This is a genomic window from Pseudoalteromonas carrageenovora IAM 12662 (assembly GCF_900239935.1).
GTDB lineage: Bacteria > Pseudomonadota > Gammaproteobacteria > Enterobacterales > Alteromonadaceae > Pseudoalteromonas > Pseudoalteromonas carrageenovora.
Genome location: NZ_LT965928.1, coordinates 59,120 through 83,659, shown reverse-complemented (window position 1 = coordinate 83,659; position 24,540 = coordinate 59,120). Strand labels below are relative to the sequence as shown.

The window sequence follows — 24,540 nt, the reverse complement described above, 5'->3', positions numbered from 1 at the left end:
TCTATTGAGCTTGTTCTTGCTGTAACTTAGACGCTGTTTTATCTGCACGGCGCTGCTTTAAGTAATCCTTTAAAGGAAACAACAGCACTAAAATAGACAGTATAAAAATACTTAACGTAAGTGGTCTGTCCCATAAAAAGCTTAAAGAGCCATCAGAAATCATCATTGAGCGACGAAAGTTACGCTCAATCATGTCTCCTAAAATAAAGCCCAGTAACAACGGTGCCATTGGAAAGGCCAATAGGCGCAATACTAACGCAACCAAAGCAACGCCAACCATCATAAATAAGTCGAATGTGTTAAACGACACCAAGTACACACCAATTAAGCTAAAGAACAAAATCATAATAGTTAATACCGACTTTGGCATTGCCAATACTTTTGCGAAATAAGGAATGAGTGGCAGGTTTAAAATTAATAAAACAATATTGCCAAAATACATACTTACAATTACAGACCAAAACACGCTAGGGTTTTCTTGCATAAGCATAGGGCCTGGCTGAATGCCGTAAGCGATTAGTGCCCCAAGCATAATAGCCGTAGTGCCAGAGCCTGGAATACCTAAAGTTAGTAAAGGAACAAATGAACCTGTGCACGCAGCATTATTCGCTGATTCAGGAGCGGCTAAACCACGTAAAGAGCCCTTACCAAACTTCTCTTTTAGGCCTTTAGGTGCCAAATTTCGTTCAGTGGCATACGCCATAAAGCTTGCAATAGTGGCTCCAGCGCCAGGTAAAACACCAACAATAAACCCTAAGAATGACGAACGGCCAACAACCGGTGCCATATCTTTAACTTCGTCTTTTGTTAATTTAGTTGAGCCAATTTGTGGAGTGTCTGAATCATTAAGGCTTTTAGCGTCTTTTTTCTCTGGCTTAACAACATTAATTAATGCCTCAGCAAGGGCAAACGTTGCCATTGCAATTAATAAAAAGCTAATGCCATCAAGTAAGTCGGCTTGGCTAAAGGTAAAGCGCTCAGTGCCCGATGAAGGGTCTATACCTACCGTTGCCAGCATTAGACCAAATACGGTCATCATCATTGCTTTTAAAAACTGGCCTTTATTTGAAAATGCAGCAATGGCTGTTAAACCTAAAAACATAAGTACAACATAATCAGGAGACTGAAAACTCAACGACACCTTTGCTAATAAAGGCGCGGCAACCATAAGTAGTATGGCGCCTATTGTTCCGCCTATAAAGGAGGAATAAGCAGCAATAGCCAAAGCTTTACCTGCATGACCTTGCTTTGCTAGTGGGTAGCCGTCAAAAGATGAAGCCACCGTACCCGCCACCCCCGGTGCATTAATTAAAATAGATGATGTAGAGCCGCCAAAAATTGCGCCATAATAAACACCGGCCATTAAAATCATACCCGAATCAGCGCCTATGCTATAAGTAATGGGGATCATCAGAGCAATTGCAGTTATAGGCCCAAGCCCAGGTAACATACCAATAAACGTACCGACCAAACAGCCAGCTATCACGTACATTAAATTATTAAAGTCGAGCACGGTCGACAAACCAAGCATAATTCCATCAAACATAACTTAACTCCACAAATCGCCCGGAACCAAGTAAATACCTAATACTTGAGTCATCAAAAACCAAAACACCACAGCAACAGGAATAGAGGCAAATAATAAAATTTTCTTGCGCCTTTCACCCATTACAAAAAAACCTGCTAATAAAAAAGCGCTTGTAGATATTAAAAAGCCCACAGGCTCTAACACCGCACTATAAATCACCATTAAAACTAATAAGCCTAAAGTGCGTACAACATGCGATATTTCTAATGGCTGGTTTTCTGCTGCTTTTTCGTTTGGCCTAAGTAAAGTGGAACCAATAGAAAGCAAGCACACCACAATACCAAAAGCAGCGTACACTTTTGGTAACGTAGCAGAAGTAACCGTTTCGTATTCTTCAAATGGCAATAGTGGAATTTGCCACGCCACCACGGCGTAAAGAGTAAATAGCGCCAAGAATAAACTTGGCCCTAGTAGTTCGCGTTTCATCATAAAAACCTCGATTAATCCGCTTTACGAATAAAGCCAAGCTCTTGCATAACCACTCTAAGCTGCGCTTCTTGTTTTTCGAGTGACTTAATAAATTCATCTTTTTCCTGAAAAAGATTTAACCAGCCATTTCGCGCACGAACGGTTTCCCACTCAGGGGTTGATTGTAATTTACGAAGCTTTTCAGTGTATTGAGCTAACTTATCAGCAGGTAAGTTAGGGGCTGCAAAAAAACCACGCCAATTAACAAATTCCATATCGTAACCCATCGACTTGAACGTCGGTATTTGTGGGTAATCAGTTAAAGCCTCAGGCGATGTAACGGCTAACACACGAGCCTGTCCGCCATTGGCAACTTCTAATGCTTCGCTTAAACCAGTCGAAAGTAAGTTAACCTCACCAGAGAGTAGGCCTGCTTTTGCTTTGCCACCGCCATCATATGGAATATAACGAATTCTACGACCGTCAACACCGCCCGCTTTAGCCGCTTGTGCAGCAACTAAATGATCCATGCTGCCACGAGCTGAGCCACCAGCTACTTTAATTGAACTTGGGTCTTCTTTAAGTGCTTTAATGACATCTTGCCACGTTTTATAAGGTGAATCGTTACGTACAACAAATGCGCCAAAATCAGCAATCATACTTGCTACTGGTGTTAAATCTCGGTAACTGTAAGGAATCTTTCCGGTTAATGCTCGCAACACTATAGGCGTTGAGTTAACCATTAAAATATCACCTTTTTTAGTACCTGATTCTATTAAGTAGGCAATTGCTCGTCCACCGCCGCCACCTGACATATTTTGAAAAGACGCATTGTTGTCGATGCCTGCCTTTACTAAACCTTCACCTACACCGCGTGCTGTTGTATCCCAACCGCCTCCTGGGCCTGCTGGAACTAAAAAGTGAATATCGGCCATTGCCATGGGGCTGCTTAGTACTAATGATGCCGCTAATAAAGTTGTTTTAACTGACTTAAATAATTTCATTGTGTGTCTCCTTAAAATAAATACTGCATACGTGCACTAAAGCCCATACCAGAGTCTTCATCACCTACAAGCGCAGCGGTGCCTGGGCCCTCTACATCGCTGTAGATAAGGTTGCCCATAAATTTAATGTCGCTACTGACGTAATAACTTGTTCCTAGGGTGAAAGTGGTTACTTCACTGCCTTGGTTTTTACTCGTTGCATCCATTTGTGAAACACGCGCAACAAGCTCCCATGCATTTTTTATATTTTTAGGTTGTACAAATAGAGCAGAACCTGCTTTGTACTGTCGTTGCTCCCCCCCCTAAAAAGTAACTTGCTGAGACATGAAAGCCGTCAAAACGCTCTGCATCTAAGTCATCGCTACTATTAAGTGCATCTAATGCGCGGCTTGCGTATTCGGCCTCTAATGTTAAAGAGTCAGCCTGAAAAGCAAATTCAAGCCCCGACTGCGATAAGCTATCCAGTGCAACTGTTGTCCCGCCTGCAGCATAATTAACTAGGCGTACATTAGTTTCACGTACTTCACCACGGGCAAAACGCGCTCCTAGTTCATTGCCACCCATATCGCGGTATGAATGCCACGCACCTAAATGAATTACGTCGCCTGGCGCTGCGCTCGACCACGTAGCACGCCCTGTAAGAGCAAGCGTTAGGCGGTCGTTTTCATTATTACCCGTTGCACCAAAGGCATCATTTTTATAAACCCCAACGGCAAAACGAAAACCTGAGTCTTTAAAGTATTGATAAGCAGATACGCCCCAACGAAAAAAGGGCGAGAAAGTATTGGCAACAGCACTACGCTCAATAGTATTAATATGTTTTGAGCTAGTAAGTGCGTTTAGCGACATGTCTTCGCGGATTTTACCGGCTTTAATTTTAAGGCCGTTTTCAAATGCATAACGTACACGTGCAAGCACAATTTCGGCGTCACCTTCGCCAAATTCTAAAAGTAATTTGTGATCCCAGTTACCATGCTCACTCTCTACGTAGGTACGAATACGGCGAGGGAAAAAATCGCTCCCGCCTGAGCCATCATTACCTGCGTTATAGGCACCTTCAAAATAGTTGTAATCAAGCTGTACTCGCCCTCCAAACTCTAAATTAAAGCTACTTGATGTTTTTAAAGCGTTAACTTCTTTTTGCAATGCATCTAATTGCGCTTGTAGTTTTTGAGTATCGTTATCAGCTAAAGCAGATGTGCTAACTAATGCTGCTGTAATTGCCAAAGCGAGCTGTGTGTTACTTGCTTTCATTATTTTCTCCACGCTGTGTTTGTGTATTTATTGTCAGGTAGATATGCGACGACAAACTGCTATCTAACGCGCAGCTTATTGTTAACGGGAAATTAACGAAATATTTTGAGGGAAAGGTGCATTGATGATCGTTAAGTGCTTTTTGTTCATTAAAACCATGAGCAAAATGAACAAAATTAAAAAACAAGCCAGCGTTAACCGCTCGCTCAGAACCTGAATAAAAAACGCACGAAATAAAATAAGAATTATTTGTATTTGGGTGTTGACAGTTTACTAGATCTAACTGATAATCAATATCAACAAGACGGAATACATACCCCTTGTTAAGGAATGAACTGATTTGTTTCTCGACCCTGAAACAACGTGTGGCGCACGTAAACAGCTATGGTTACTTGTTATGAACCGCAACGCCCCTTGATGTTGATGATAAGTAACCGCCCTACTATTTTACTTGCTACATTGCTCATATCGGTGACGGTAGATATGAAACTAAAAAAGCCCTTTCGGGCTTTTTTTATGTCTGTAATTTAGTGAGTCGCATACTCACATAAATTAATCCATTAACGGCGGTTTTTTCGGGCGCGTGCACGGCGCTGTTTTTTCTCTTCTTCTTTAGCTGCTTTTTTAGCTTCTGCAGCGGCGCGTAATCCTGCTACCATAATTTCTTCCTCTTCACGCATGGCAGGGGTTTCCATGGTGATGCGACCAATAATGCCATCACGAAGTTCGTTTATGAGTATTTCAGACATTTTATACGTGTCTATTTGATTACCACCTCGGATACAGCCGCGCTTTTTACCGGCCATTTCTACAAATTCCCAGTCACTTTCTGGCAGTTCGGCAATTTTATAGCGAGCTTTTAAAAGCTCTGGGTATGCACGTAGTAAATACTCAGCGGTGTAACTTGCTACTTCTTCGTATTCCAGTGCTGTGTCACGTATTGCACCAGTTGCACCTAAACGATAACCTGAGTTTTCGTTCTCTACTTTAGGCCAAAGCATTCCTGGTGTGTCGTAAAGCATAATGCCATCTTCAAGCTTAATGCGTTGCTGCGCCTTAGTAACTGCAGGCTCATTACCTGTTTTTGCCACTATACGCCCAGCCAATACATTTATTAATGTAGATTTACCAACGTTCGGAATACCCATTATCATGGCTTTAATTTGCTTATCGGCACCTACTTTATGCGGCACTAATTTTTTACAAAGCTCGTTAATACGGTGTACTTCAGCTGCTTTATCATGCCCAAAAGCAATGGCTTTAACGCCACTTTCTTGCTCAAAGTAATCTTTCCACGCTTGGGTCATTTTAGGATCGGCTAAATCAGCCTTATTTAGAATTTTGATGACCGGTTTACCTTCGCGCAAAGTTGTCACCATTGGGTTTTCGCTACTATAAGGAATGCGTGCATCTAGCACTTCAATGATCACATCCATTTGTGGCATTATTTCTTTAATTTCATTTCGGGCTTTATTCATGTGCCCAGGGAACCACTGGATAGCCATTTTTAACTCCTAACGTATAATTTGACGCTATTTTAACTGGCAATTCATTTAATTGCGCTATACTGGCGCAAATTTTTTCAGATTAGACATTATGGCTCTTAAATCTACCATTATTAAAGCGCAGTTATCGCTTAGCGATATGGATCGTTACGTGTACCAAGATTTTAATTTAACCTTAGCGCAGCACCCATCAGAAACTGATCAACGCTTGATGATTCGCTTACTCGCTTTTGCGCTAAATAGTTGCGATGGTTTAGAATTTACTAAGGGGTTAAGTGCTGATGATGAACCAGAGCTTTGGCATGTAAACTACAGTGAAGAAATAGAGCTATGGATTGAGTTGGGGCTACCTGATGAAAAACGCCTTAAAAAGGCCTGCAATAAATCTAAAAAAGTGGTGCTTTATACTTACGGCGAAAATAATCAAACAATTTGGTGGCAAAAGCATCAGCCTAAGTTATATGAATTTAAAAACTTAAGTATTTTTAGCCTCGATTATGCAGCTACTCAAGCATTAGCCGATTTAGTTGATCGAAATATAAAACTCACTATTACCGTACAAGATGGTGAAATATGGGTAAGCACCGATACAACTAATATTGAAATTAAGCCGCAGCAATTAATGTAACTAAGATAGGTTATACCAATTGCATTAAATTAGTTATCTATTATAGCGACAAGGAAATAAGTCGGTAACAAGGCGAAATTATTTATATAGTTGTTCTATATAAATAATTTTTAACGCAGGTAGCGGGTTATTTAATACGCTAGAATGATCATGTTTTAATAAAATTAGTATTAGGGGCATATGAAAGTTAAGCACGTTATTGTTTTACATGGTTTGTATATGTCTGGCTTTGTTATGCGCCCACTTTGCTCACGCCTTGAAGAGTCGGGGATGACCGTATTAAATATTACCTACAATACGCTTGACCCAAATCGCGATACTATTTTTGCTCAAATTGATGAATGTATAGCTAACGAACCTTCAGCGCTTGTATGCCACTCTATGGGTGGACTTATTGCGCGTGCATATTTAGAAGCAAACTCCCCTGCTAGTCAGCATGTTACTAAGGTTATTACCCTAGGTACGCCACATAAAGGTAGCCATATTGCGCAAAAAATGAAGCAAAAAGGGTTTGAATCATTTTTAAAAAATAGCGTGGAATTTTTATTAACTAAAAATGGTAATTGGCCTTTTAAAGCCAAGCTTTATAGTATTGCCGGCGACTTACCTATAGGGCTAATGCCATTAATAGTTAAAGGCAGCCAATCAGATGGCACTGTATTACTAGATGAAACTAAACTCAAAGGTATGGCTGAACATAAAGTGTTTCACTTAAGCCATACCAGTATGATTTATTCGCGCCAAGTGCTCGATTACATTTTAAAATGCTTGAGTGAGGACGATTAGTCCTCTGCATTGGCTGCTATTTTATAGCTAATTAAAAATATGGTACCTAAAATAAGCGGTATTGGCGCGGCTATGTAGCCAAACGTATCTGAGTTAGCCAAACTTGCTCCAGCTAAATGCGCTATCACTCCCAGTAAAAATGCAACCACTGCGATACCGACCACAATTAACTCTGCTTTATTTTGTTTTGCTGTTTTTGCATGCATGTTATCTCTCCCGATTATTTCGATAACATAATTATGCGCCAATAAAACGTGTGATTTTTGACCTAAATCAATAAATAAAAAGCTCGTAGTTCTGCCTTGGATAAAGTTTGTTTTAGATCATAATTTACACAACTTTAGGATTTATTTACGTCCAAGGGGTGGTATTTTAATTAATCAAACCCATGTCTAATAATAGAGTAAAATGAGTAAGTATTTGTAAACATTGATAGGTTAAAGCTATCACTTTAATAATTCTAAACGATTTTACTAAATAATTAAAATCCGTAATACTTATCACAAGTTAACAAACAAACCGTTATTCAAGGAGCAAGTTATGTCACATGTAAATGCCATTGGTTTAAACAGCGAAAAAAGTGAAGACATCGTAAAATCTCTCAATACTTTATTGAGCAGCTACCAAATTCAGTACATGAATGCGCGTGGCTTTCACTGGAATATTAAAGGTCGTAACTTTTTTGAATTACATATCAAATTTGAAGAAATTTATAATTTACTACTTGAAAAAGTAGATGAAATTGCAGAGCGTATTTTGACGCTAGATGGCGCGCCACTGCATGCGTTTTCAGATTACTTAGAAGTAAGTGAAATTAAAGAAGCCAAAAACATTAGCGATGGTACAGCTGCAGTAGAAAACCTACTAGCGGGTTACAGCACACTAATTAAAATGCAACGCGAAGTATTAAGCCAAGCAGGTGAGGCAGACGATGAAGGTACTGCATCATTAATGGGTGATTACATCTCAGAGCAAGAAAAACTTGTGTGGATGCTTAAAGCTTACTTAGATTAAATTTAAGCAAAAAAAAGCCCTCAATAATGAGGGCACAAATAGGGATAAATCGTTAAATAACTAAGCGATTCGGTTACTATATTAGTCACCTCCCAATACTAAACAACACCCCTGTTACCAGTGGCGTTGTTTTTGGTTTAAGCGGAAATTAAATCATTTAAATAGTCACCGTTGTACCAATCTGCTTATATATGAGGCCTATTTAACGTTAAGAAAATTATGCTAGAACTAGGCAGAAACTTTTGTATCTAGTTGTTCTAAATAAAAAATTTTTAACGACGTTATAGTGCAATTTAATTCGTTAAATTGATCAAAGATTCATGCGGGTTGGTATTATTCCGCTCAAATAAAAAAGCCCCAGTAGTTGTTGGGGCTTTGCGAACGTAATTAATTAAACAATGCTATTTAAATCGCTCTATTGGTTAGAATTTGCTTCTAAAGCCTATGTAAAATGACTGGCCAATTGGGTCATACGTGCCTGCATCGGTTTCAGTACCGGTGCTTGAGCCACTTACGCCAGATAAAATGCGTGGTGGCTCTTTATCAAATAAATTATTAGCACCTGCATATAACTCCATTGAATCATTAATATGGTAGCTTGCTTGTACATCGTGATACGTTACTGAGCCTATTCCTATACCACCTGGAGCTATACCAAAGCCACTTAAAAATTGATCATCAAAGTCAGCAGCACCAATGTAAGTTAGGCTCCAGTTAAAATCAAAATCATTAAGTTTATAACCAAAGTTCCAGTTAGCTTTGTGCTCTGATGCGCCAATTTCACCAGCGAATTCATCTTTGTCAGCCCCCGGAAGTGGAATGCTATAACCATCCATTAAGTAGGTGTAGGCAAGGCGAGTTCTAAACGCGCCAGGGCCAATATCTGTAGCGTATGTTAATGTTAAATCAACACCTTCTGTTCCTAAACCACCGCTATTTGATACACCGCTGTCGATAAACTCAAGCGAACCAGCGCTATTATTACCTGACGGGCCACTGCGTCGAGTTATAAAATCACAAAAGCTTGTATCGCCACCACCGTAACATTGATCAAGTATAAATTGACGAGGTGTTGATACAATTGCATCAGTGATCTCAATATCAAAGTAATCAAGTGTTATATCAAGGCCTGAAATTAACTCTTCCGGTGTAAATACCAAACCTACTGTTACTGAGTCACCGACTTCTTCTTTGAGATCTTGATTACCGCGGTTAAAGCCACTAATACCTTGAAGGTCTGACTGGTTAAGCGTAAATTCGCCATTTGATGCAATATTATTAGCGACACCTACATCCGCACGACACGCATCACCTGCAGCTCCGCCACCGCTATTTGTAATACCTAAACAAGGATCGTTCAACCCGCTTGGGAAAGTTTGCGAAGGTGGAGAAAATAACTCATCAATATTGGGCGCACGAGTAGAGCGAGCACGTGTAGCGCGTAGGCGTAAGCTATCTATTACTTCCCAATCTACGCCTACGTTCCAGCTTTCTGTGTTGCCTACCGTTGAGTAGTCAGATAATCGAACGGCTGCATTCATAGTTACAGAATCAAGTACTGGAATATTTGCCTCAACATAGTACTCAGTCACATCAAATGAGCCTTCGGTTGCAGGAATAGCATTGCCCGCATTAAGACCGGCTTGCTGAAGCGCATCAAACTCACTACGTGAGAACTCTTCACGGTATTCAAAACCGGCCGCTATACCCACCATACCTGCTGGCAGTTCAAATAAATCACCAGAGATATTTCCGCCTATGATCTCTTGCTCAACAGAGGTCGAAAGCGTGCTGGGTGCACTTACAAAATCAATAGCACCTTGCGAAAGGGAGTTAAATCCATAAATATCTACAGGCGAACAATTAAAGCCACGCGCAGTTGCATCAATACAGATAGCTTCATTAGTAATGCCGTCGCCATCTAAATCTTGGCTATCAATTACAGCCTCTAACCCTTGACGGAAGCTTTGTACGTTAACTAAACCGCCAGAAACCTGCAACTCTTTTGTTTTACCATATACATAGTAAGTATCGTAAAACCAGTTATCGGTAATTTCACCTTGAAAGCCTAGTGCTAAACGAAAAGTATCACGTTCGGCGCGTGCACCGCGGTTACCTACATCACTTAAGCGCTTAGCAAAAAATATGTCTCGTGCGCCATCACCATCGGTATCGGTTGCGGCATTATAAATATCGTCGGGAACAAACGCATTACGTAAAAGTTCACCATTTACGTCAAATTCAATGGGGACACGCCCATTAGCGTATATATCGTCTGATGCAAACGGAAATGGCTCTAGCTCTGAGTTAGTTGTGCTAGATGCATACGTACCTTCAAAAAAGAAGCTGTGCTTATCATTTAGCTCGTAGCTACCATTTGAAGCAAACAAATAGCGCTCAGTAGGTATTGCGATTGTTCTTACGCCACTACGATTAAAGCCGTTCGCACCTACTCCGTCACCGCCATTGGTGCTAAAGCTGTCTTGTAGGTTATTATTTGCATCGTAAGTGAATGTATCATCACCAGCGCTAAAACGCCCCTGAGGAGGGAATGAAGATAAAAACGGGCTTTGTGCATCAAATATAGACCCTGGGTTTGCAACCGGATCATCCTCAAAATAAATACCTGAAAATTGATCTACAGCAGAGCGCTCACGGTCACGCGAGAACACAGCTCCTTGGTCAGAATAACCTAAATGAAACATTGCATGGCCTTTGCCATCATCACTCGTTAAACCTGAAGTGAAAGAGAATTGACGAGATTCGTCGTCGCCTTCGCTCGATTCGCCATATTGGCCTTCAAACTCTAAACCCTCAAAATCATCTTTAAGTACAAAGTTAACTACACCTGCCACCGCATCAGAACCATAAACCGATGAGGCACCGCCGGTCATAATTTCTACGCGTTCAATAAACTGGCTCGGAATAGAGTTTAAATCTACCGCAGAGCTTCCTGGTACACCTGATACATAACGACGGCCATTAACTAAAACAAGCGTACGGTTAGAACCTAAGTTACGTAGATCAACCGTTGCAACACCTGCGCTGGCAGTATTAAAGTTAGAGTTGGTACGGCTTATAGCAGGCGAGCCAAATGCTGGATTTTCTAATAATAAGTCTTGAATATTTAAAGAACCAGAGGCATCAATAGCCTCACCACTTACAACCTGAATAGGTGCAGACGACATAGCCTCAGCTGAGCGAATACGCGAGCCAGTTACTTGCACTCGTTCTATTTTTTCTATCTCGTCGTTTTCAGCCGCTAAACCCTGAAACGAAAAGCCTGCGAGTATTGCACCACTTAACGCTACTGTTAGCGACGACTTTTTAAATACTCGTGCACCTGTATTGTTTATTTTTTTCATATTAACTCCCCTGAATTGTTATTTTTGTAACTAGTTGGTTACAAGGAATGCAACATTAAGGGGAATAAATTTAAGACTCTATAAGGTTTATTCAGTCGGCTTTTTATTTGGTGTAAAGGGCATGTTTGATGGGGTAAAAGACTTCGACTTCTATTTTATATTAATAAAAAACCATATTTGGTCACATATTTTCTTAAATGCACGGTCTTTATTATTATATACAGCAGGAGATATACAATAATGATTGCTTCGTTTCACGCATTAACTCACATTAGCACATCAAAATTTGCAACATTTTTAACTCAGCATGTGCAAGCGCATAGGCATTTTAATTCTCAACTTCACATACCTGATAAGCGTTTAGATCAAATAGATACTTTACAACATAATGTGCTATTTTATGAGCTAACTAACCTCTCTGATCCGACTCAAATAGTTCATTTAACTGAGCTTGCTAAAAAATTAAAGTTAGTGATTATTGCTCAGTCAGGACATTTTGCAAATTTTGCTTTTGAAGTGGGAGCCGTGGACTTTTTAACCACCGATGTAACCACCTCAAGAATAGAAAAGTGCTTCGAAAAACTTATTCACCTTTGCCCAATCGCCAGTGCTGCTGAGCAAAAATACCAACAAAATATTAATGAAGAACATACTAAATTGCCATCGTCACATATTGTAGTAAAAGATGTAGGTAAAGTACGCTTAATAGATATTAAAGACATTGTTTGGGTTAATGGTGCCGGAAATTACGTAGAGCTTCATTTTGTTGAAGGGAGCGCGCCAGTTTTACATCGCGAAACTATGAAAAACATTGAACAACAATTAGAGCCAGAAGGGTTTATACGTATACACCGCTCTACGCTTGTCAGAAAACAAGCCATAACTGAGCTAATGCCAACTGATAGCGGCGATTACAAAGTAAAACTTAAAAATGATACTTTCTTAAATTTATCAAGAAGGTATAAAGGTTGCTTAGAAAGTATAATAAGCCCCATAACTTAGAGGCTTAGTAATAGTGAAACTACAGCCAATATGTTTTTATATACTCATCATCTGGATGTTGATGTAGGTAACTTTCTGAATTTTTATAAAAGTTTACTTCTACATCGCTGTTATGCCAGACTTTTTCAAACATATTTTTAGCAATAATGTTGGCATATAAATAATCAACTCGCTGGTAGCCGCGCTCTTTTACGCTAGAAAAATAAGTTTCTAATGAATCCATGCTATCCACTGTTAGTAGCTCAAACTCTTCTAAGTTGACTACAACAAACTTTATAGACCCTTTAGGATGCGTACTTAACTCCTGAACAACCCCATTAGTTAATGAGGTTACTCCTTCATTATTAAAGCTCCCCACCAGCTTTAAATACATGGTGGGCAGCTGAGAACAAATATTAAACTCGCCATGCGCTCCAAACATAAATAACCTTTTATATATCAGTGCTTCATTAAAGCTTAATACAAATTTTTAATTTTGCAGCTAATTTATAAGCGCAATAAAAAAGGCCATCTCAAGCGCTTTTTCTTCAAGGCTTTTAAATCGCCCTGAAGCACCACCATGGCCTGCATCCATGTCAGTTTTAAACACCAATATATTACTATCAGTTTTTAGCTCGCGCATTTTTGCTACCCATTTCATTGGCTCCCAATACTGTACTTGTGAGTCATGAAAGCCTGTCGTTATTAACATATGCGGATAGTTTTGCTCGCTAATATTATCGTACGGTGAGTAATCTTCAATTACATTATAAAATGCAGGATCGTTAGGGTTACCCCACTCGTCATACTCGTTGGTGGTAAGTGGAATACTCTCATCAAGCATTGTGGTAAGCACATCTAAAAATGGAACATGACAACCAATACCGCAGTATAGCTCTGGAGCTTGGTTTACAACGGCACCCATTAATAAGCCACCAGCACTACCGCCCGATGCAAATATTTTATTTTTATCGCCATAGCCTTGCGCTACTAATGCCTTAGTTACATCAATAAAGTCGTTAAAGCTATTTTGCTTGTGCTCTTTTTTACCTTGCTCATACCATTGGCGCCCCAGCATTTCAGAGCCTCTAACATGGGCAATTACGTATACAAACCCACGATCGAGCAAGCTTAGTGATGTACTCGAAAAACTTGGATCAATTGTATAACCATACGCGCCATAGCCGTATTGAAACAAAGGATTTGTCCCATCCTTTTTAAAGCTGTCTTTTTTATACACTATTGATACAGGTACTTTAATACCATCGCGCGCGGTTACCATTAAGCGTTCAGATTCATAGTCATCGGCATTAAAGCTACCTAGCACTTTTTGCTGTTTGAGTAATGTTTTAGCACCAGTTGTTAAATCAACATCATATAAAGAACCTGGCGTTGTTAGGCTCGAATAATAGATACGCGCGCTTTTAGACTCAGGCTCTGGGTTCATCGCTACTGCGGCATAATAACAAGGGTCATCAAACTCTAATGTCATACGCTCATTGTGCTTATTCACAACTACGAAACGCGCCTGCCCCTGCTCTCGCTCGCTCAGTACTAAAAAGTCGTTAAATAATTCAACGCCCTCTAACAATACATTTTCGCGATGCGCAGTATGTTCTTGCCAAAGCGCTCTATCTTCAATAGTTTGGCTAGTCGCCGTCATTAATCTAAAGTTTTGAGCTTGCCAGTTAGTCACTATGTAAAAAGTATCGCCAAGTTTGTCTACATCAAACTCGTGACCCTCTTCGCGGGGCATTAATGCTTTAAACTCACCTTTTGGGTTATTAGCATCTAGTACCCATGTATCGTTTGTTTCTGTACTCGCTAAATCAATAATAATTAAGCTTTCATCGCGGCTTTTGCCAAGACCCATAAAAAAGCTACTGTCGTGCTCTTCGTAAACCATCACATCTTGACTTTGTTTGGTACCCAGTTCGTGTCTAAACACCTGAAAACCTAATAGCGTTTGCAGGTCTTTTTTTACATAAAAAACAGTTTTATTATCATTTGCCCAAACAATTTGCCCTTCGGTATTTTCAAGTACGTCATCAAGCATTTCATCTGTTAAAAGACTCTTAAAACGTACGGTATAAATTCGACGCCCTTCAGTATCTTCAGAATATGCCATCAGCTGCTCGCATGGGCTAAGGGCAACTTCACCTAATTCAAAAAACTCATAACCCGTAGCAAGCTCATTTACATCTAATAGCAGACTTTTATTGTCTGTGCTCATGCTAGTACTTCGGTAATGGCGAGAGTATTCATCATCGCCACGTACTTCTGAGTGATACCAGTAAGTACCATCTTTTACAGGCACCGTATTGTCATCTTTTACAATGCGCCCTTTTAGCTCTTCAAAAATAGCCTCTTGCAGTGGCTTCATTGGCGCAAGTTGTGCACCACAATAGGTGTTTTCTGCTTTTAGGTGCGCTAATACATCTTCGTTTTGACGCTCATCATCACGCATCCAATAATAATTATCGACTCGCGCTTTATTGTGAGTAGTTAATGTATAAGCTTGCTTTTTAGCAACAGGGAAATCAGGCAATAAACTTAAAGAATAATCAGGACGAGGCACAAAATAACCAATATAAAAAATAACAATGTGGTCAGTTTATCATAAAAATAAAAAAGCCCACCCAATACTTAGGTGGGCTAAAACGGTACACGCTTCATCACTAAAACCGTTATACCTTTGGGAAGATAGTCTCTTTAATACACTTACTTAACTAGGTACTTTTTGCCAAGCCATAGCCCAGCTTTTGCCTACACCAGGTTCAAACATAGGCTTTTCATCATCGCTTGCACGGCAAAACTCATTAAATGGCCATGGCTTGCATTGATAAACATGCCCTGTTTTAGGTTGTAGTACCTTTGTACCAGCGCTGTAGTTATTAATATTTTCTGGATATATATAATCGTATTGCTGGCTGCACTTTTCAGGGCTTTCATGGCACTTAGCAATACAATGAAAATTAACTTCAGCTTTGCAAATACCACTTGTTTCTAGAGCAAATACTTCATTATGACGATACGCCACAACCAACCCTTGTTCAGTCATTCGTCCTGCACTTACTAAAGGCACATGCACGTTTATATACTCGGCGACTAAACGTGGCCAAGCATGGGGTTCACCTTCTTCAAGAGAGGTAATTTTATAATCAAACGATAAATCAACGAGCACTCCTTGCATGTCGTAAAAAGTTACACTCACCACATCACCAATAAATAATTGGGTATGATGATTTAAGCAACCTATTGCTGACCATGTTCCGCAGGCCAGCGACATATGCATAAACACAGCAACACCTTAGAGTCACAAAATTTTATCCATGGTATATGGATACACAATAAATACATTGAGGGCAAGAGATACACGATAATACACAGTGCAGCAGCCCCGCTATCGTAGTTTTAACAAGTAAAACCTTAGACCGGAAACTTTGCGTCCTAACCTTTAGGTTAGTTTGCCAACAATTCGGCGATTATAATTAGCAACCGCACAACAATCAAACAAAAGAATGTAACCAATGGAAAAAACCAACCCTTAAAGATTGGTTTTAGTATATTTATTAGCTAAATAAATAATTTAACGGCTCTTTGGCCCAGCTAAATGCTAGCACCGCTAATAGTCCCAAAAAGATCACCCACGCAGGCCAAGATGATTTAGTAAGCTTTACTTGTGCATTTTCATTACTAAGCTCTTTTGTACCTGTAATCATTGCTTTTACAAGAGGCTTGCCTTTAAATTTATACACAATAATAGCCAGCACATGCAAACCGATAGCATATAGTAAAATGTCAAAATTAAGGTGGTGTAGCCAATTAGCAAAATCTACGGTATCGCTCGATACATATTCAACTAATGGTCCGTCTGTTAAAATGCCATCACTGCTCATTAGCCCTGTTAAAAGCTGAGTACTAATAAGTATAAAAAACAAAATGACCATATAGCTGCCCTGCGCGGAGTGCCCTGGTGCATCTGTAGGTGTTTTAAATGCGCTAATTACCGACTTTGGTGAATGTATTAGCGCACTAATTTTAGCTGTTTTACTGCCAAACACTCCCCAAATAAAGCGCGTAACAATAAGTGCAAGCGTAAAAAAGCCCATTACAAAATGTAGCTCAATCATGCCCTCTTCGGCACTAAAATATAACGCAGCAATACTAATTACTAATAACCAATGAAAGCTTCTAATAAAGCTATCCCAAACCTGTACTTTTGACATTGCGCCCACCCTAAATAAAACAGTACTATTTAATATGTTATCTACTTTAACATCATCATATTAAGGTATCCTTATGAGTCATTCTACAAGTCATATGAGTAAAAACCATGCAAGGAACTAAAAAAGCTATTTTAAAGGGCTTTTTAGATATGCTGCCGCTTTGTTTGGCGGTTATTCCGTGGGGTATTTTGTGTGGTTCTTTAGCTATTCAAAATGGCTTTAGCGCTTTAGAAACCCAAGCTATGTCACTTTTAGTTTTTGCAGGCTCTGCGCAATTAGTCGCTATAGAGCTTATGGCGGGTAATACTCCGCTGCTCACTATTTTATTTACTACGTTTATTATCAGCTCTCGTCATTTTTTATATGGCCTCGCTGTTCGTCATAAAGTCATTGATAAACCCATGCGCTGGCGCTTACCGGTCAGCTTTGTATTAACCGATGAGCTATTTGCTTTTTCGCATCATCGCAAAGCATATAGAACAAAAACAAGATTAATATACGCACTTAGTGCCGGGTTTAGCTTTTATATAGCTTGGAACTTGTGGACACTCATTGGTATTGTGGCGGGCTCTATGCTGCCTGACTTAACCAATCTAGGGCTAGACTTTGCAATTGCAGCTACGTTTATAGCGTTAGTTATTCCGGGGGTTAAAAACTTAGCCACCTTAGTCACCGTTATAGTAGCGGGTATAAGCGCAACTCTATTAAAAAGCACAGGGTTTGAGCTGTGGTTAGTATGTTCGGCTTTACTTGCTATGTGCGCAGGCTACTTCACATCAAGAATAACCACAAAGAAGGACGCGCACTAATGATGATCACAATATTACTTATGGCGTGTATTACTTTTTTTACGCGTTACTTATTTTTGCACCGTGCCTTACCATTTAAGGTAGGCCCCAAGATGCAGCAATTTTTAAGCTTTAGTGCCCCAGCCGTACTAACAGCTATTTGGGTCCCTATTGTATTTTTAAGTGAAGAAGGTATTAACCTTAATTGGCAAAACCCATATTTAAGCGCGGCTATTGTGGCCGTTATTGTGGCTTACAAAACACATAATATTTATTACACCACCCTTGCTGGAATGGGTCTTTTTTTAATACTTAATTAAGCACCCTACATTTATTAATAGATTTTTATTACTGCAGGTGAAACTTTATACTTTTCGATGTATGCATCAGCGAGTAGAATGCTTGAAACAATAATAAGCGTCAATCATGCACAAATTTTATCAATTAAGCACAACTAGCTTACAAGGCCAGCCCATTAACTTTAGTGATTTTGAGGGGAAGGTTGTACTTATCGTAAATACCGCGAGTGAATGTGGGTTTACCTACCAGTATGAGTCTCTTCAGGCCTTACATAATAAGTATGCAAGCCAGGGTTTGGTTATTTTGGGTTTTCCGTGTAATCAATTTGGTCAGCAAGAGCCCGGCGACGCCACCCAAATAGAGCAAGGCTGTTTAATTAACTACGGTGTTAGTTTTTTAATGTCGGCCAAAGTCGATGTAAACGGTGAGCATGCCCATCCTATTTTTCGTTATCTAAAATCAGCATTACCTGGTTTTTTAACACGTAAAATAAAATGGAACTTCACTAAGTTTTTAATAGCGGCCGATGGCACACCAATTAAACGCTATGCTCCTTTTACTAAACCTGAAAAGCTAGAAATAACCATTCAAAAAGCACTTAAAAACATTACGGCATAAAATTAATAAAGAGGCGTATAGCCTCTTTATTGCCAGTTAAAACTAAGCGTTAAACATGTTTATAACCACACGTATAAATACCTAAACAAAACTGGCGATGTATTTTTACTAGTACAATTTACTCTATGTAATCGCTTAAATCGTCTTCGCCTAGGTTTTTACGCAAGCGTTTTTGTTCAAGATAGTCTTCCAACTTTTTCTTAACTTTTTGCTTGTTTTTATCATGTTGATTACGCCCGACCATTTCGTATTCGTCTTCAACAAAATCATCATCTAGCGCATCGTAACTAAATGTCTTACCCACAACCCACTCCATAAAGTGTTTGAGACCAATTAAGGATTTTATAATCGCAATAATTGGTGAAATTAAAAATGTTCAGTACTAAATATGATTTACAAATTAGTACCAAAATAAAGCCATGTAGCTATCGTAAATAGTCTTCATGTCAGTATTGTGAATAAATAGCGCTAAATTCGAATTGAGGAAAGTGAGAGTTTTTTATCGTATCGATAAATAAAATTTATCACTTTTTATTTTTTAGCCAATTTGACTAAAAAATAGTTATTTACTTAATGAAAGCATCATTATTAAGCCGCCTATAAACACGTAACCCATTGTTTATAATAAACAAATAAAACTGGCACTAAACTTGTTATTAGTTAATAGTCATCAACAAAAAAGTAGAGAACAAACATGAAAAAATTACTATTAGTAAGTGCTTTAATTTGTACGCCCGCTGCAATGGCTCACAACGATAACGATTCTGCAATTTCATTTAGTAATGAACAGTGCAATGTTGAATTTAAAAATGATGTACGTATTAAGCCAAACGAACTAGAAATTTTTACAGCTAATAATCGCACCATGCAGTTCACTACTGACGGTGATTTAACTATAAACGGTGAGTTAATTAACCTTAATAGCAACCAACGCGCAGCGTTAAACACCTACTCTGATAGCTTACGCACTCAATTACCTGAAGTAGCTAATATAGCTTTAGAAGGCGTTAAAATTGCGGGTGTTGCACTAGCTGAAGTAGGCAACGCATTTAATATTGATGGCTTAGATAATATGTCTGAGCTGATGGACGATATTAAAGTAGAAGTAGAAAACACTTTTTATCAGCAAGGCACCTTTGTTATGGGCCAGCAAAGCTTTAATCAGTTTGGTGAAAACTTTGAGCAGCAATTCGAAAATCAAATAGAAACGGCTGTTGAGTCTGCTGTTATGCAATCAATGGGCAGCATTTTAGTTGCACTAGGCTCTGAATTATTAGGCTCAGGTGGTGATATGGAAGCATTTGAGCAGCGCATGGAAAATATGGGCGCACAAATAGAAGAAAAAGTAGAACTACATGCTAATGCACTTGAAGAACGTGCTAACGATTTATGTGGCAACTTTGCCGACATTGCTAAGCAAGAAGAGCAATTAGTAGCACAGTTACCTGAGCTTCAAGGCTATGAGTTATTTACAATTAAACCAACTAAGTAACCCAAGTAACCATATTTAATATCCCTTTAGCAGCATTTAAGTTTACTTAAATGCTGCTTTTTTATGTACTGATTTACATTATTTTTTAGCTAATAAAGTAAGCTCACCTAATGTAATAATAGCGCGCTCCATTTGCTCACTCCATTGCACACCATAACTTAATCTAAAACAGCTTTTATATTTACTCGTCGCAGAAAATATAAGCCCAGGCGTTATGCTTATACCTACCTCAAGCGCCAGTAAAAAAAGCTTTTGACTATCGTACTCGCCACCTAAGTCGAGCCAAATAACACAGCCGCCTTGAGGGTCACTTATGCGGGTATTTTTTGGCATGGCTTGTTGTAAACAAAAGCGCATACGGTCTTTGTTCGTTCGCAAGCGCTGCCTTAATACCTTTAAGTTTCTATCGTATTCACCGCTGGCAATAAATTCCGATAACGTCCATTGATTAATTAACGATGTTGAGCAACTTAAAGCGCGCTTATAGCGCCGAGCTTGCTGAGCGTACTTACCTGCAATTAACCAACCAACACGATAGCTAGGCGCTGCCGTTTTAGAAAAAGAGGAGCAGCTAATTACGAGCCCTTTTTTTGAATAGGTTTGCGCTGGTGTACCTCGCTGTGGGGTAAAGTATAGATCGCCGTAAACGTCATCTTCAATAAGTACCACGTTATGGCTTTCTATTAGCTCTACCATTTGCTTGCGATTTTTATCGTTCATAAAGCTGCCAACTGGATTGCTAATCGCAGTAGAAAATAAACATGCTTTAATGTCGTGATCGTTTAATGCTTGCTCTAAGTCGTTAAGCCAAATTCCGTTATCTGGACACAGAGGTATTTCGAGTGCTTTTAAGCCTAAACTTTCTATTAATTCAATAATACCGTGATAACACGGGGTCTCTATGGCAACTGCATCACCGGGCTTTGTTACACACTTAAGCGCTATTGCAAGCGCCTCTTGCGCGCCATTCGTGATCACCAGCTCGTCTATATTAATACCTATACCAAAACCCAAATAATAATGTATAAGCTGCTTTTTTAACGGTACAAAACCATCCATTGGGCCATAATTAATGGCGCTGTTACCAGCAATTGTCATCACTCGGCGCATATTTCTCGCAAGTGCTTTATCGGTTGGGGCAGCCGCAACGGGGTTTGCGATACCAAAAGGCACTACGTTAACTTGATGAATCGCACTATATACTTGCTCTATTAGCGCTTGTTTATTAACAATAACAGGCTCGCGGCTTAGCTTTACACGCTTAGGAAGACTGCGTGCTATAGCGACGGCTTTTAAAAAATAGCCTGATTTTTCTCTTGCCTCTATTAAGCCTTGATCTTCAAGCGTTTGATAAGCCTGCTTTACTGTAGGAATACTTATGTTTAGGTTAGTAGCCATTTTTCTTAGAGATGGAAGCTTTTCGCCGGGCAACAAAACATGCTGTTCGCTCATATCTTTAATAAGTTGAATAACTTGCTGATATAAAAATTCAGGGGGTTTGTTGTTTACGGTTTTTAAGTTCATCGCACACCAAATCTGTATAGGTTACATTTTTACTTTTCTGTATATGGTAAGTATACAGCTAGCTCTTAAAATAACCACTCACCTGGTATTTAGGATCGACAATGAAAAGTGCAGCGCTATACATTACAACTGTTTTAATTTGGGGTTCTACTTGGCTAGCTATAGAGTTTCAGCTAGGTGATATTGCTGTAGAGCTGTCGCTATTATATCGCTTTGCTATCGCAGCCGCGCTAATGTGGTTATACGTAGCGTACAAAAAACCCGACATGCGCTTTTCATTAGTAGACCATGGTTTTTTTGTGCTGTTGGCAATATGTAACTTTAGCCTAAATTATTTAATGCTTTATTGGGCGCAAAACTATTTAACGTCAGCCATGACCTCAATTGCATTTTCTATGCTTCTGGTTATGAATATAGTAAATACACGATTATTTTTTGGAAAGCCTATATCTAAGCGAATCTATGCAGGCGCAGTACTTGCTGTACTGGGCATAACGTGTCTATTTTGGCCACAACTACAGCAGTTCGACTTGAGTAATGGTGCGTTGGTCGGGTTACTACTTGCTCTTAGTGGCACCTTTGTGGCTTCATTAGGAAACATGGTAAGCGTAAGAAACTCACGCAAGCAAATTGGCGTACTCCAAGGCAATGCCTGGGGCATGTTATACAGCGCAATTGGTTTAGTTTTATATGTACTAATGAGCGATGTGCAATTTAGTTTAAACGCACCAAGTAGTTACTGGCTTTCATTACTTTATTTATCAATATTTGGCACTGTAATAGCGTTTAGCTGCTACTTTGCGCTACTTAAAAATATTGGCCCTGAGAAAGCCAGCTACGTTATTGTACTGTTCCCGCTTGTTGCGGTAACACTCAGTAGCTTTTTTGAAGGCTTTGAGTGGCATGCAAATACCTTTGCAGGATTTAGCTTAGTACTTTTAGGTAATGCCATCGTGCTTACCCCTACAAAACAAATTAATGCCTTTTTAGCAAATAGAGTAATTGCTAAAAATGGCTCCGTCCCCAGTTAGAAGCGTTTAACGCAACTAACACAAAAGCGCCTACCCTACTGTAGGCGCTTTTTTATTGGGCAATGAAAAAGTAAAGCACCAGTATGAACACTAATCTTTGCTGGTGTTTCTCCAACCAGCTCTCCATCCGCTTCTATTAGTAAGCCTTGAGTCATTATTTCTGCGCTAGTTAAGCGGCTATAAGTAAGATTTTGAATATGTTGGTGGCGCTTAAACAATAATTTTATAAAACTCAGTACATTATAAAACACTCCGCCAGAGCGCATTTGATAACACTCAAGATGTCCATCACTTAAATCTGCATTGGGAGCAATCTTTAAGCCACCGCCAAAGTATTTATGATTTGCAAACACCGTAATTAAATTAGGGTATTGCATAGTTTGGGTACTAAATACTCCTTTTAATTGCTGAGCGTTATAATAAAGCAACTCTTTTGCGCTTATCCAGCTGTAATCAAACGCTGAAAAACACGCTTTAGCATTAATAGCTTTTACTACATGAGCATCAAAACCCACTCCGGCAATATTAATAAAGTAACGAGTGTTTATTTTTCCTATATCAATTGCAATGGGTGGATTAAATAGCGCTTGTCGCCATTGTTCTATATGGCAATCAAACCCTCTTGAAAAATCATTTCCGGTACCACAGGGCAGCAGCGCTAAAGAACAATGACTCCCTATTAATGCGTTAACGGCCAAATGCAAAGTACCATCGCCACCTAATACAACGACTTTGCTGACCTTACTTAATTGCACTTTTATTTGTTCACAGTCGTGTTCAAAGTTTCCCGTAGTAAAAAAAATACAATAAGTTAGCTGGCGTGTTTCACAGGTATCTAAAAGCCAATTTAAAGACTTTTTACTGTGTTTTTTAGTGCTTGGTTTAACAATTATCAGTAATGACAAATTTTTATATCCAACTATAAAATAGATAACGAGATAATCAGTGCTTTAATTAAATTTTTTTAATCTGAATAACTAATCAAAAAATAATAAGTTAAATGCATGCTAAAAAATAAAAAACTGGCTACACCCCAATATAAAAGACCAAAAAGACTATCCAGATATACATAACTATGCAGAAAAACAAAAAAACTTACTGAATCGAATCTTAACAAATAAAAATCGCATTAGTTTAACTAATGCTTCAGGCTCAATTTTTATTGCTTTATTTTTAATCAAACAACGTGCAAAATGCACACGATTTCAACAGATACAACCCGGAGCAAATTAATGAACCCAATAAATACCCCAAACCAAACAGCTGATACTCACGTTGCAGTAAAACCAACTAACCGCAAAGCAAAAATGTTAGCCAAGCTTAACCGTATTGGTAAAAGACTAGCACTTAGCGGCACAGCTCAATATAAATAATCACCCAACTATGATTATTTTTTCGGTGCAGCAAACACCCAACCACTAAATTAAGTCACTTATTTAGCTCCTCTTGTTTGCTGCAATCTATTTATTTTATTAAAAATTGCCTTAATTTCCCCTTATTTACAAAAAAAACCTCATTTACGTACATTTTTTAGGCAAACAGTCATTTTGCTATTTACACAGCGGTATCACCTAAGTATTATTCTGCGTCACGGAGAGATGGCAGAGTGGTCGAATGCACCGGTCTTGAAAACCGGCATAGGTTTGTAGCCTATCTAGGGTTCAAATCCCTATCTCTCCACCACATTTTAATTGGTGGCTTTATTTTACTTCCATCAATACAAACGGTTATGCGTTGGAGAGGTGTCCGAGTGGCCGAAGGAGCTCCCCTGCTAAGGGAGTATAGAGTTTGTAGCTCTATCGAGGGTTCGAATCCCTCCCTCTCCACCATATACTGTATATAAGCCACTTAATTGTGGTTTTTTTGTGCCTAAAATTTAACACCAATACTAAATTGGGAGGGTGAGAACCCTCGACAGGGTTCGACAAAATGCCTGGAACATTTTAGACCGCTGCAAGCGTCGCGCAGCGATTGATTACATGGATGTAAGCAAGTCTATCCCTCCCTCTCCACCATATACTATAT

Annotated in this window: 23 protein-coding genes, 2 tRNA genes, 1 pseudogene and 1 riboswitch; of the genes and pseudogenes, 12 read left to right on the top strand and 14 right to left on the bottom strand. The window is 39.3% G+C overall.

The window, feature by feature from the left end; translation table 11 throughout:
• Window position 1: 1 nt before the first annotated feature.
• From ALFOR1_RS00420 to ylqF, 5 genes and pseudogenes are all read right to left on the bottom strand, one after another.
• Window positions 2–1,546 (bottom strand): tripartite tricarboxylate transporter permease, encoded by a 1,545-nt coding sequence (locus tag ALFOR1_RS00420; protein ID WP_104641715.1) that lies wholly within the window; start codon window positions 1,544–1,546, stop codon window positions 2–4.
• A 3-nt stretch (window positions 1,547–1,549) separates the two neighbouring features.
• On the bottom strand, window positions 1,550–2,017 hold the full coding sequence (locus ALFOR1_RS00415; RefSeq protein ID WP_104641714.1) for a tripartite tricarboxylate transporter TctB family protein: 468 nt from the start codon (window positions 2,015–2,017) through the stop codon (window positions 1,550–1,552).
• Window positions 2,018–2,028: 11 nt separating this feature from the next.
• Entirely contained in the window at window positions 2,029–3,000 is a 972-nt protein-coding gene (locus ALFOR1_RS00410; RefSeq protein ID WP_104641713.1) for a Bug family tripartite tricarboxylate transporter substrate binding protein, read from the bottom strand.
• A gap of 11 nt (window positions 3,001–3,011) precedes the next feature.
• Window positions 3,012–4,254, bottom strand: a pseudogene (locus ALFOR1_RS00405) (OprO/OprP family phosphate-selective porin).
• A 560-nt stretch (window positions 4,255–4,814) separates the two neighbouring features.
• Window positions 4,815–5,759 (bottom strand): ribosome biogenesis GTPase YlqF, encoded by a 945-nt coding sequence (ylqF, locus tag ALFOR1_RS00400; RefSeq protein WP_058548793.1) that lies wholly within the window; start codon window positions 5,757–5,759, stop codon window positions 4,815–4,817.
• A 91-nt stretch (window positions 5,760–5,850) separates the two neighbouring features.
• On the opposite strand from ylqF, the gene ALFOR1_RS00395 reads away from it, so the two are divergent.
• The gene (locus ALFOR1_RS00395) at window positions 5,851–6,387 is read left to right on the top strand and encodes a YaeQ family protein (protein ID WP_058548794.1); all 537 of its coding nucleotides are present in this window, start codon (window positions 5,851–5,853) and stop codon (window positions 6,385–6,387) included.
• Between the two features lie 180 nt (window positions 6,388–6,567).
• Complete coding sequence (locus tag ALFOR1_RS00390; RefSeq protein ID WP_058548795.1) at window positions 6,568–7,173, top strand: PGAP1-like alpha/beta domain-containing protein; 606 nt, start codon at window positions 6,568–6,570, stop codon at window positions 7,171–7,173.
• Here ALFOR1_RS00390 and ALFOR1_RS00385 read toward each other — a convergent pair.
• Window positions 7,170–7,379: a hypothetical protein gene (locus ALFOR1_RS00385; protein ID WP_104641712.1), complete on the bottom strand. Its 210-nt coding sequence runs from the start codon at window positions 7,377–7,379 to the stop codon at window positions 7,170–7,172. The genes ALFOR1_RS00390 and ALFOR1_RS00385 overlap by 4 nt on opposite strands.
• Before the next feature lie 334 nt (window positions 7,380–7,713).
• Here ALFOR1_RS00385 and ALFOR1_RS00380 point away from each other — a divergent pair, with 334 nt between their 5' ends.
• On the top strand, window positions 7,714–8,187 hold the full coding sequence (locus tag ALFOR1_RS00380; protein WP_058548797.1) for a Dps family protein: 474 nt from the start codon (window positions 7,714–7,716) through the stop codon (window positions 8,185–8,187).
• Window positions 8,188–8,609: 422 nt separating this feature from the next.
• On the opposite strand, the gene ALFOR1_RS00375 is transcribed toward ALFOR1_RS00380, so the two are convergent.
• Complete coding sequence (locus ALFOR1_RS00375) at window positions 8,610–11,552, bottom strand: TonB-dependent receptor domain-containing protein (RefSeq protein ID WP_104641711.1); 2,943 nt, start codon at window positions 11,550–11,552, stop codon at window positions 8,610–8,612.
• 240 nt (window positions 11,553–11,792) lie between these two features.
• Between ALFOR1_RS00375 and ALFOR1_RS00370 the strand changes: the two genes are divergently transcribed.
• The gene (locus tag ALFOR1_RS00370) at window positions 11,793–12,554 is read left to right on the top strand and encodes a LytR/AlgR family response regulator transcription factor (protein ID WP_058548799.1); all 762 of its coding nucleotides are present in this window, start codon (window positions 11,793–11,795) and stop codon (window positions 12,552–12,554) included.
• 19 nt (window positions 12,555–12,573) lie between these two features.
• On the opposite strand, the gene ALFOR1_RS00365 is transcribed toward ALFOR1_RS00370, so the two are convergent.
• The 4 genes from ALFOR1_RS00365 to ALFOR1_RS00350 form a co-directional block, all read right to left on the bottom strand.
• Entirely contained in the window at window positions 12,574–12,975 is a 402-nt protein-coding gene (locus ALFOR1_RS00365) for a hypothetical protein (RefSeq protein ID WP_058548800.1), read from the bottom strand.
• 60 nt (window positions 12,976–13,035) lie between these two features.
• The gene (locus ALFOR1_RS00360; protein ID WP_104641710.1) at window positions 13,036–15,111 is read right to left on the bottom strand and encodes a S9 family peptidase; all 2,076 of its coding nucleotides are present in this window, start codon (window positions 15,109–15,111) and stop codon (window positions 13,036–13,038) included.
• Between the two features lie 147 nt (window positions 15,112–15,258).
• The gene (locus tag ALFOR1_RS00355) at window positions 15,259–15,828 is read right to left on the bottom strand and encodes a hypothetical protein (RefSeq protein WP_058549155.1); all 570 of its coding nucleotides are present in this window, start codon (window positions 15,826–15,828) and stop codon (window positions 15,259–15,261) included.
• 95 nt (window positions 15,829–15,923) lie between these two features.
• Window positions 15,924–16,015, bottom strand: a riboswitch (cyclic di-GMP riboswitch).
• A gap of 90 nt (window positions 16,016–16,105) precedes the next feature.
• Window positions 16,106–16,762 carry a cytochrome b/b6 domain-containing protein gene (locus ALFOR1_RS00350; protein WP_058548802.1) on the bottom strand — a complete coding sequence of 219 codons (657 nt, stop codon included), beginning with the start codon at window positions 16,760–16,762 and terminating at the stop codon, window positions 16,106–16,108.
• A 107-nt stretch (window positions 16,763–16,869) separates the two neighbouring features.
• Here ALFOR1_RS00350 and ALFOR1_RS00345 point away from each other — a divergent pair, with 107 nt between their 5' ends.
• From ALFOR1_RS00345 to ALFOR1_RS00335, 3 genes are all read left to right on the top strand, one after another.
• Window positions 16,870–17,571: an AzlC family ABC transporter permease gene (locus ALFOR1_RS00345; RefSeq protein ID WP_058548803.1), complete on the top strand. Its 702-nt coding sequence runs from the start codon at window positions 16,870–16,872 to the stop codon at window positions 17,569–17,571.
• Window positions 17,571–17,870 carry an AzlD domain-containing protein gene (locus tag ALFOR1_RS00340; RefSeq protein WP_104641709.1) on the top strand — a complete coding sequence of 100 codons (300 nt, stop codon included), beginning with the start codon at window positions 17,571–17,573 and terminating at the stop codon, window positions 17,868–17,870. Before ALFOR1_RS00345 ends, ALFOR1_RS00340 begins: the two co-directional genes overlap by 1 nt.
• Window positions 17,871–17,976: 106 nt before the next feature.
• Window positions 17,977–18,468: a glutathione peroxidase gene (locus ALFOR1_RS00335; protein WP_104641708.1), complete on the top strand. Its 492-nt coding sequence runs from the start codon at window positions 17,977–17,979 to the stop codon at window positions 18,466–18,468.
• Window positions 18,469–18,586: 118 nt separating this feature from the next.
• On the opposite strand, the gene ALFOR1_RS00330 is transcribed toward ALFOR1_RS00335, so the two are convergent.
• Entirely contained in the window at window positions 18,587–18,772 is a 186-nt protein-coding gene (locus ALFOR1_RS00330; protein WP_082660591.1) for a PA3496 family putative envelope integrity protein, read from the bottom strand.
• Window positions 18,773–19,162: 390 nt separating this feature from the next.
• Between ALFOR1_RS00330 and ALFOR1_RS00325 the strand changes: the two genes are divergently transcribed.
• Entirely contained in the window at window positions 19,163–19,960 is a 798-nt protein-coding gene (locus ALFOR1_RS00325; protein ID WP_104641707.1) for a YggN family protein, read from the top strand.
• A gap of 78 nt (window positions 19,961–20,038) precedes the next feature.
• Here ALFOR1_RS00325 and ALFOR1_RS00320 read toward each other — a convergent pair whose 3' ends face one another.
• Window positions 20,039–21,484: an aminotransferase-like domain-containing protein gene (locus ALFOR1_RS00320; RefSeq protein WP_058548808.1), complete on the bottom strand. Its 1,446-nt coding sequence runs from the start codon at window positions 21,482–21,484 to the stop codon at window positions 20,039–20,041.
• A 101-nt stretch (window positions 21,485–21,585) separates the two neighbouring features.
• Here ALFOR1_RS00320 and ALFOR1_RS00315 point away from each other — a divergent pair, with 101 nt between their 5' ends.
• Window positions 21,586–22,515 carry a DMT family transporter gene (locus ALFOR1_RS00315; RefSeq protein WP_058548809.1) on the top strand — a complete coding sequence of 310 codons (930 nt, stop codon included), beginning with the start codon at window positions 21,586–21,588 and terminating at the stop codon, window positions 22,513–22,515.
• A 35-nt stretch (window positions 22,516–22,550) separates the two neighbouring features.
• On the opposite strand, the gene ALFOR1_RS00310 is transcribed toward ALFOR1_RS00315, so the two are convergent.
• Window positions 22,551–23,420 (bottom strand): diacylglycerol/lipid kinase family protein, encoded by an 870-nt coding sequence (locus ALFOR1_RS00310; RefSeq protein ID WP_104641706.1) that lies wholly within the window; start codon window positions 23,418–23,420, stop codon window positions 22,551–22,553.
• Between the two features lie 327 nt (window positions 23,421–23,747).
• Between ALFOR1_RS00310 and ALFOR1_RS00305 the strand changes: the two genes are divergently transcribed.
• The 3 genes from ALFOR1_RS00305 to ALFOR1_RS00295 all read left to right on the top strand — a co-directional run bounded on the left by ALFOR1_RS00305 (window position 23,748) and on the right by ALFOR1_RS00295 (window position 24,344).
• Window positions 23,748–23,888, top strand: coding sequence for a hypothetical protein (locus tag ALFOR1_RS00305; protein WP_173827025.1), 141 nt, complete (start codon window positions 23,748–23,750; stop codon window positions 23,886–23,888).
• 219 nt (window positions 23,889–24,107) lie between these two features.
• Window positions 24,108–24,198: transfer RNA gene (locus tag ALFOR1_RS00300), tRNA-Ser, on the top strand.
• Between the two features lie 53 nt (window positions 24,199–24,251).
• A tRNA-Ser gene (locus tag ALFOR1_RS00295) sits at window positions 24,252–24,344 on the top strand.
• Window positions 24,345–24,540: the final 196 nt, after the last annotated feature.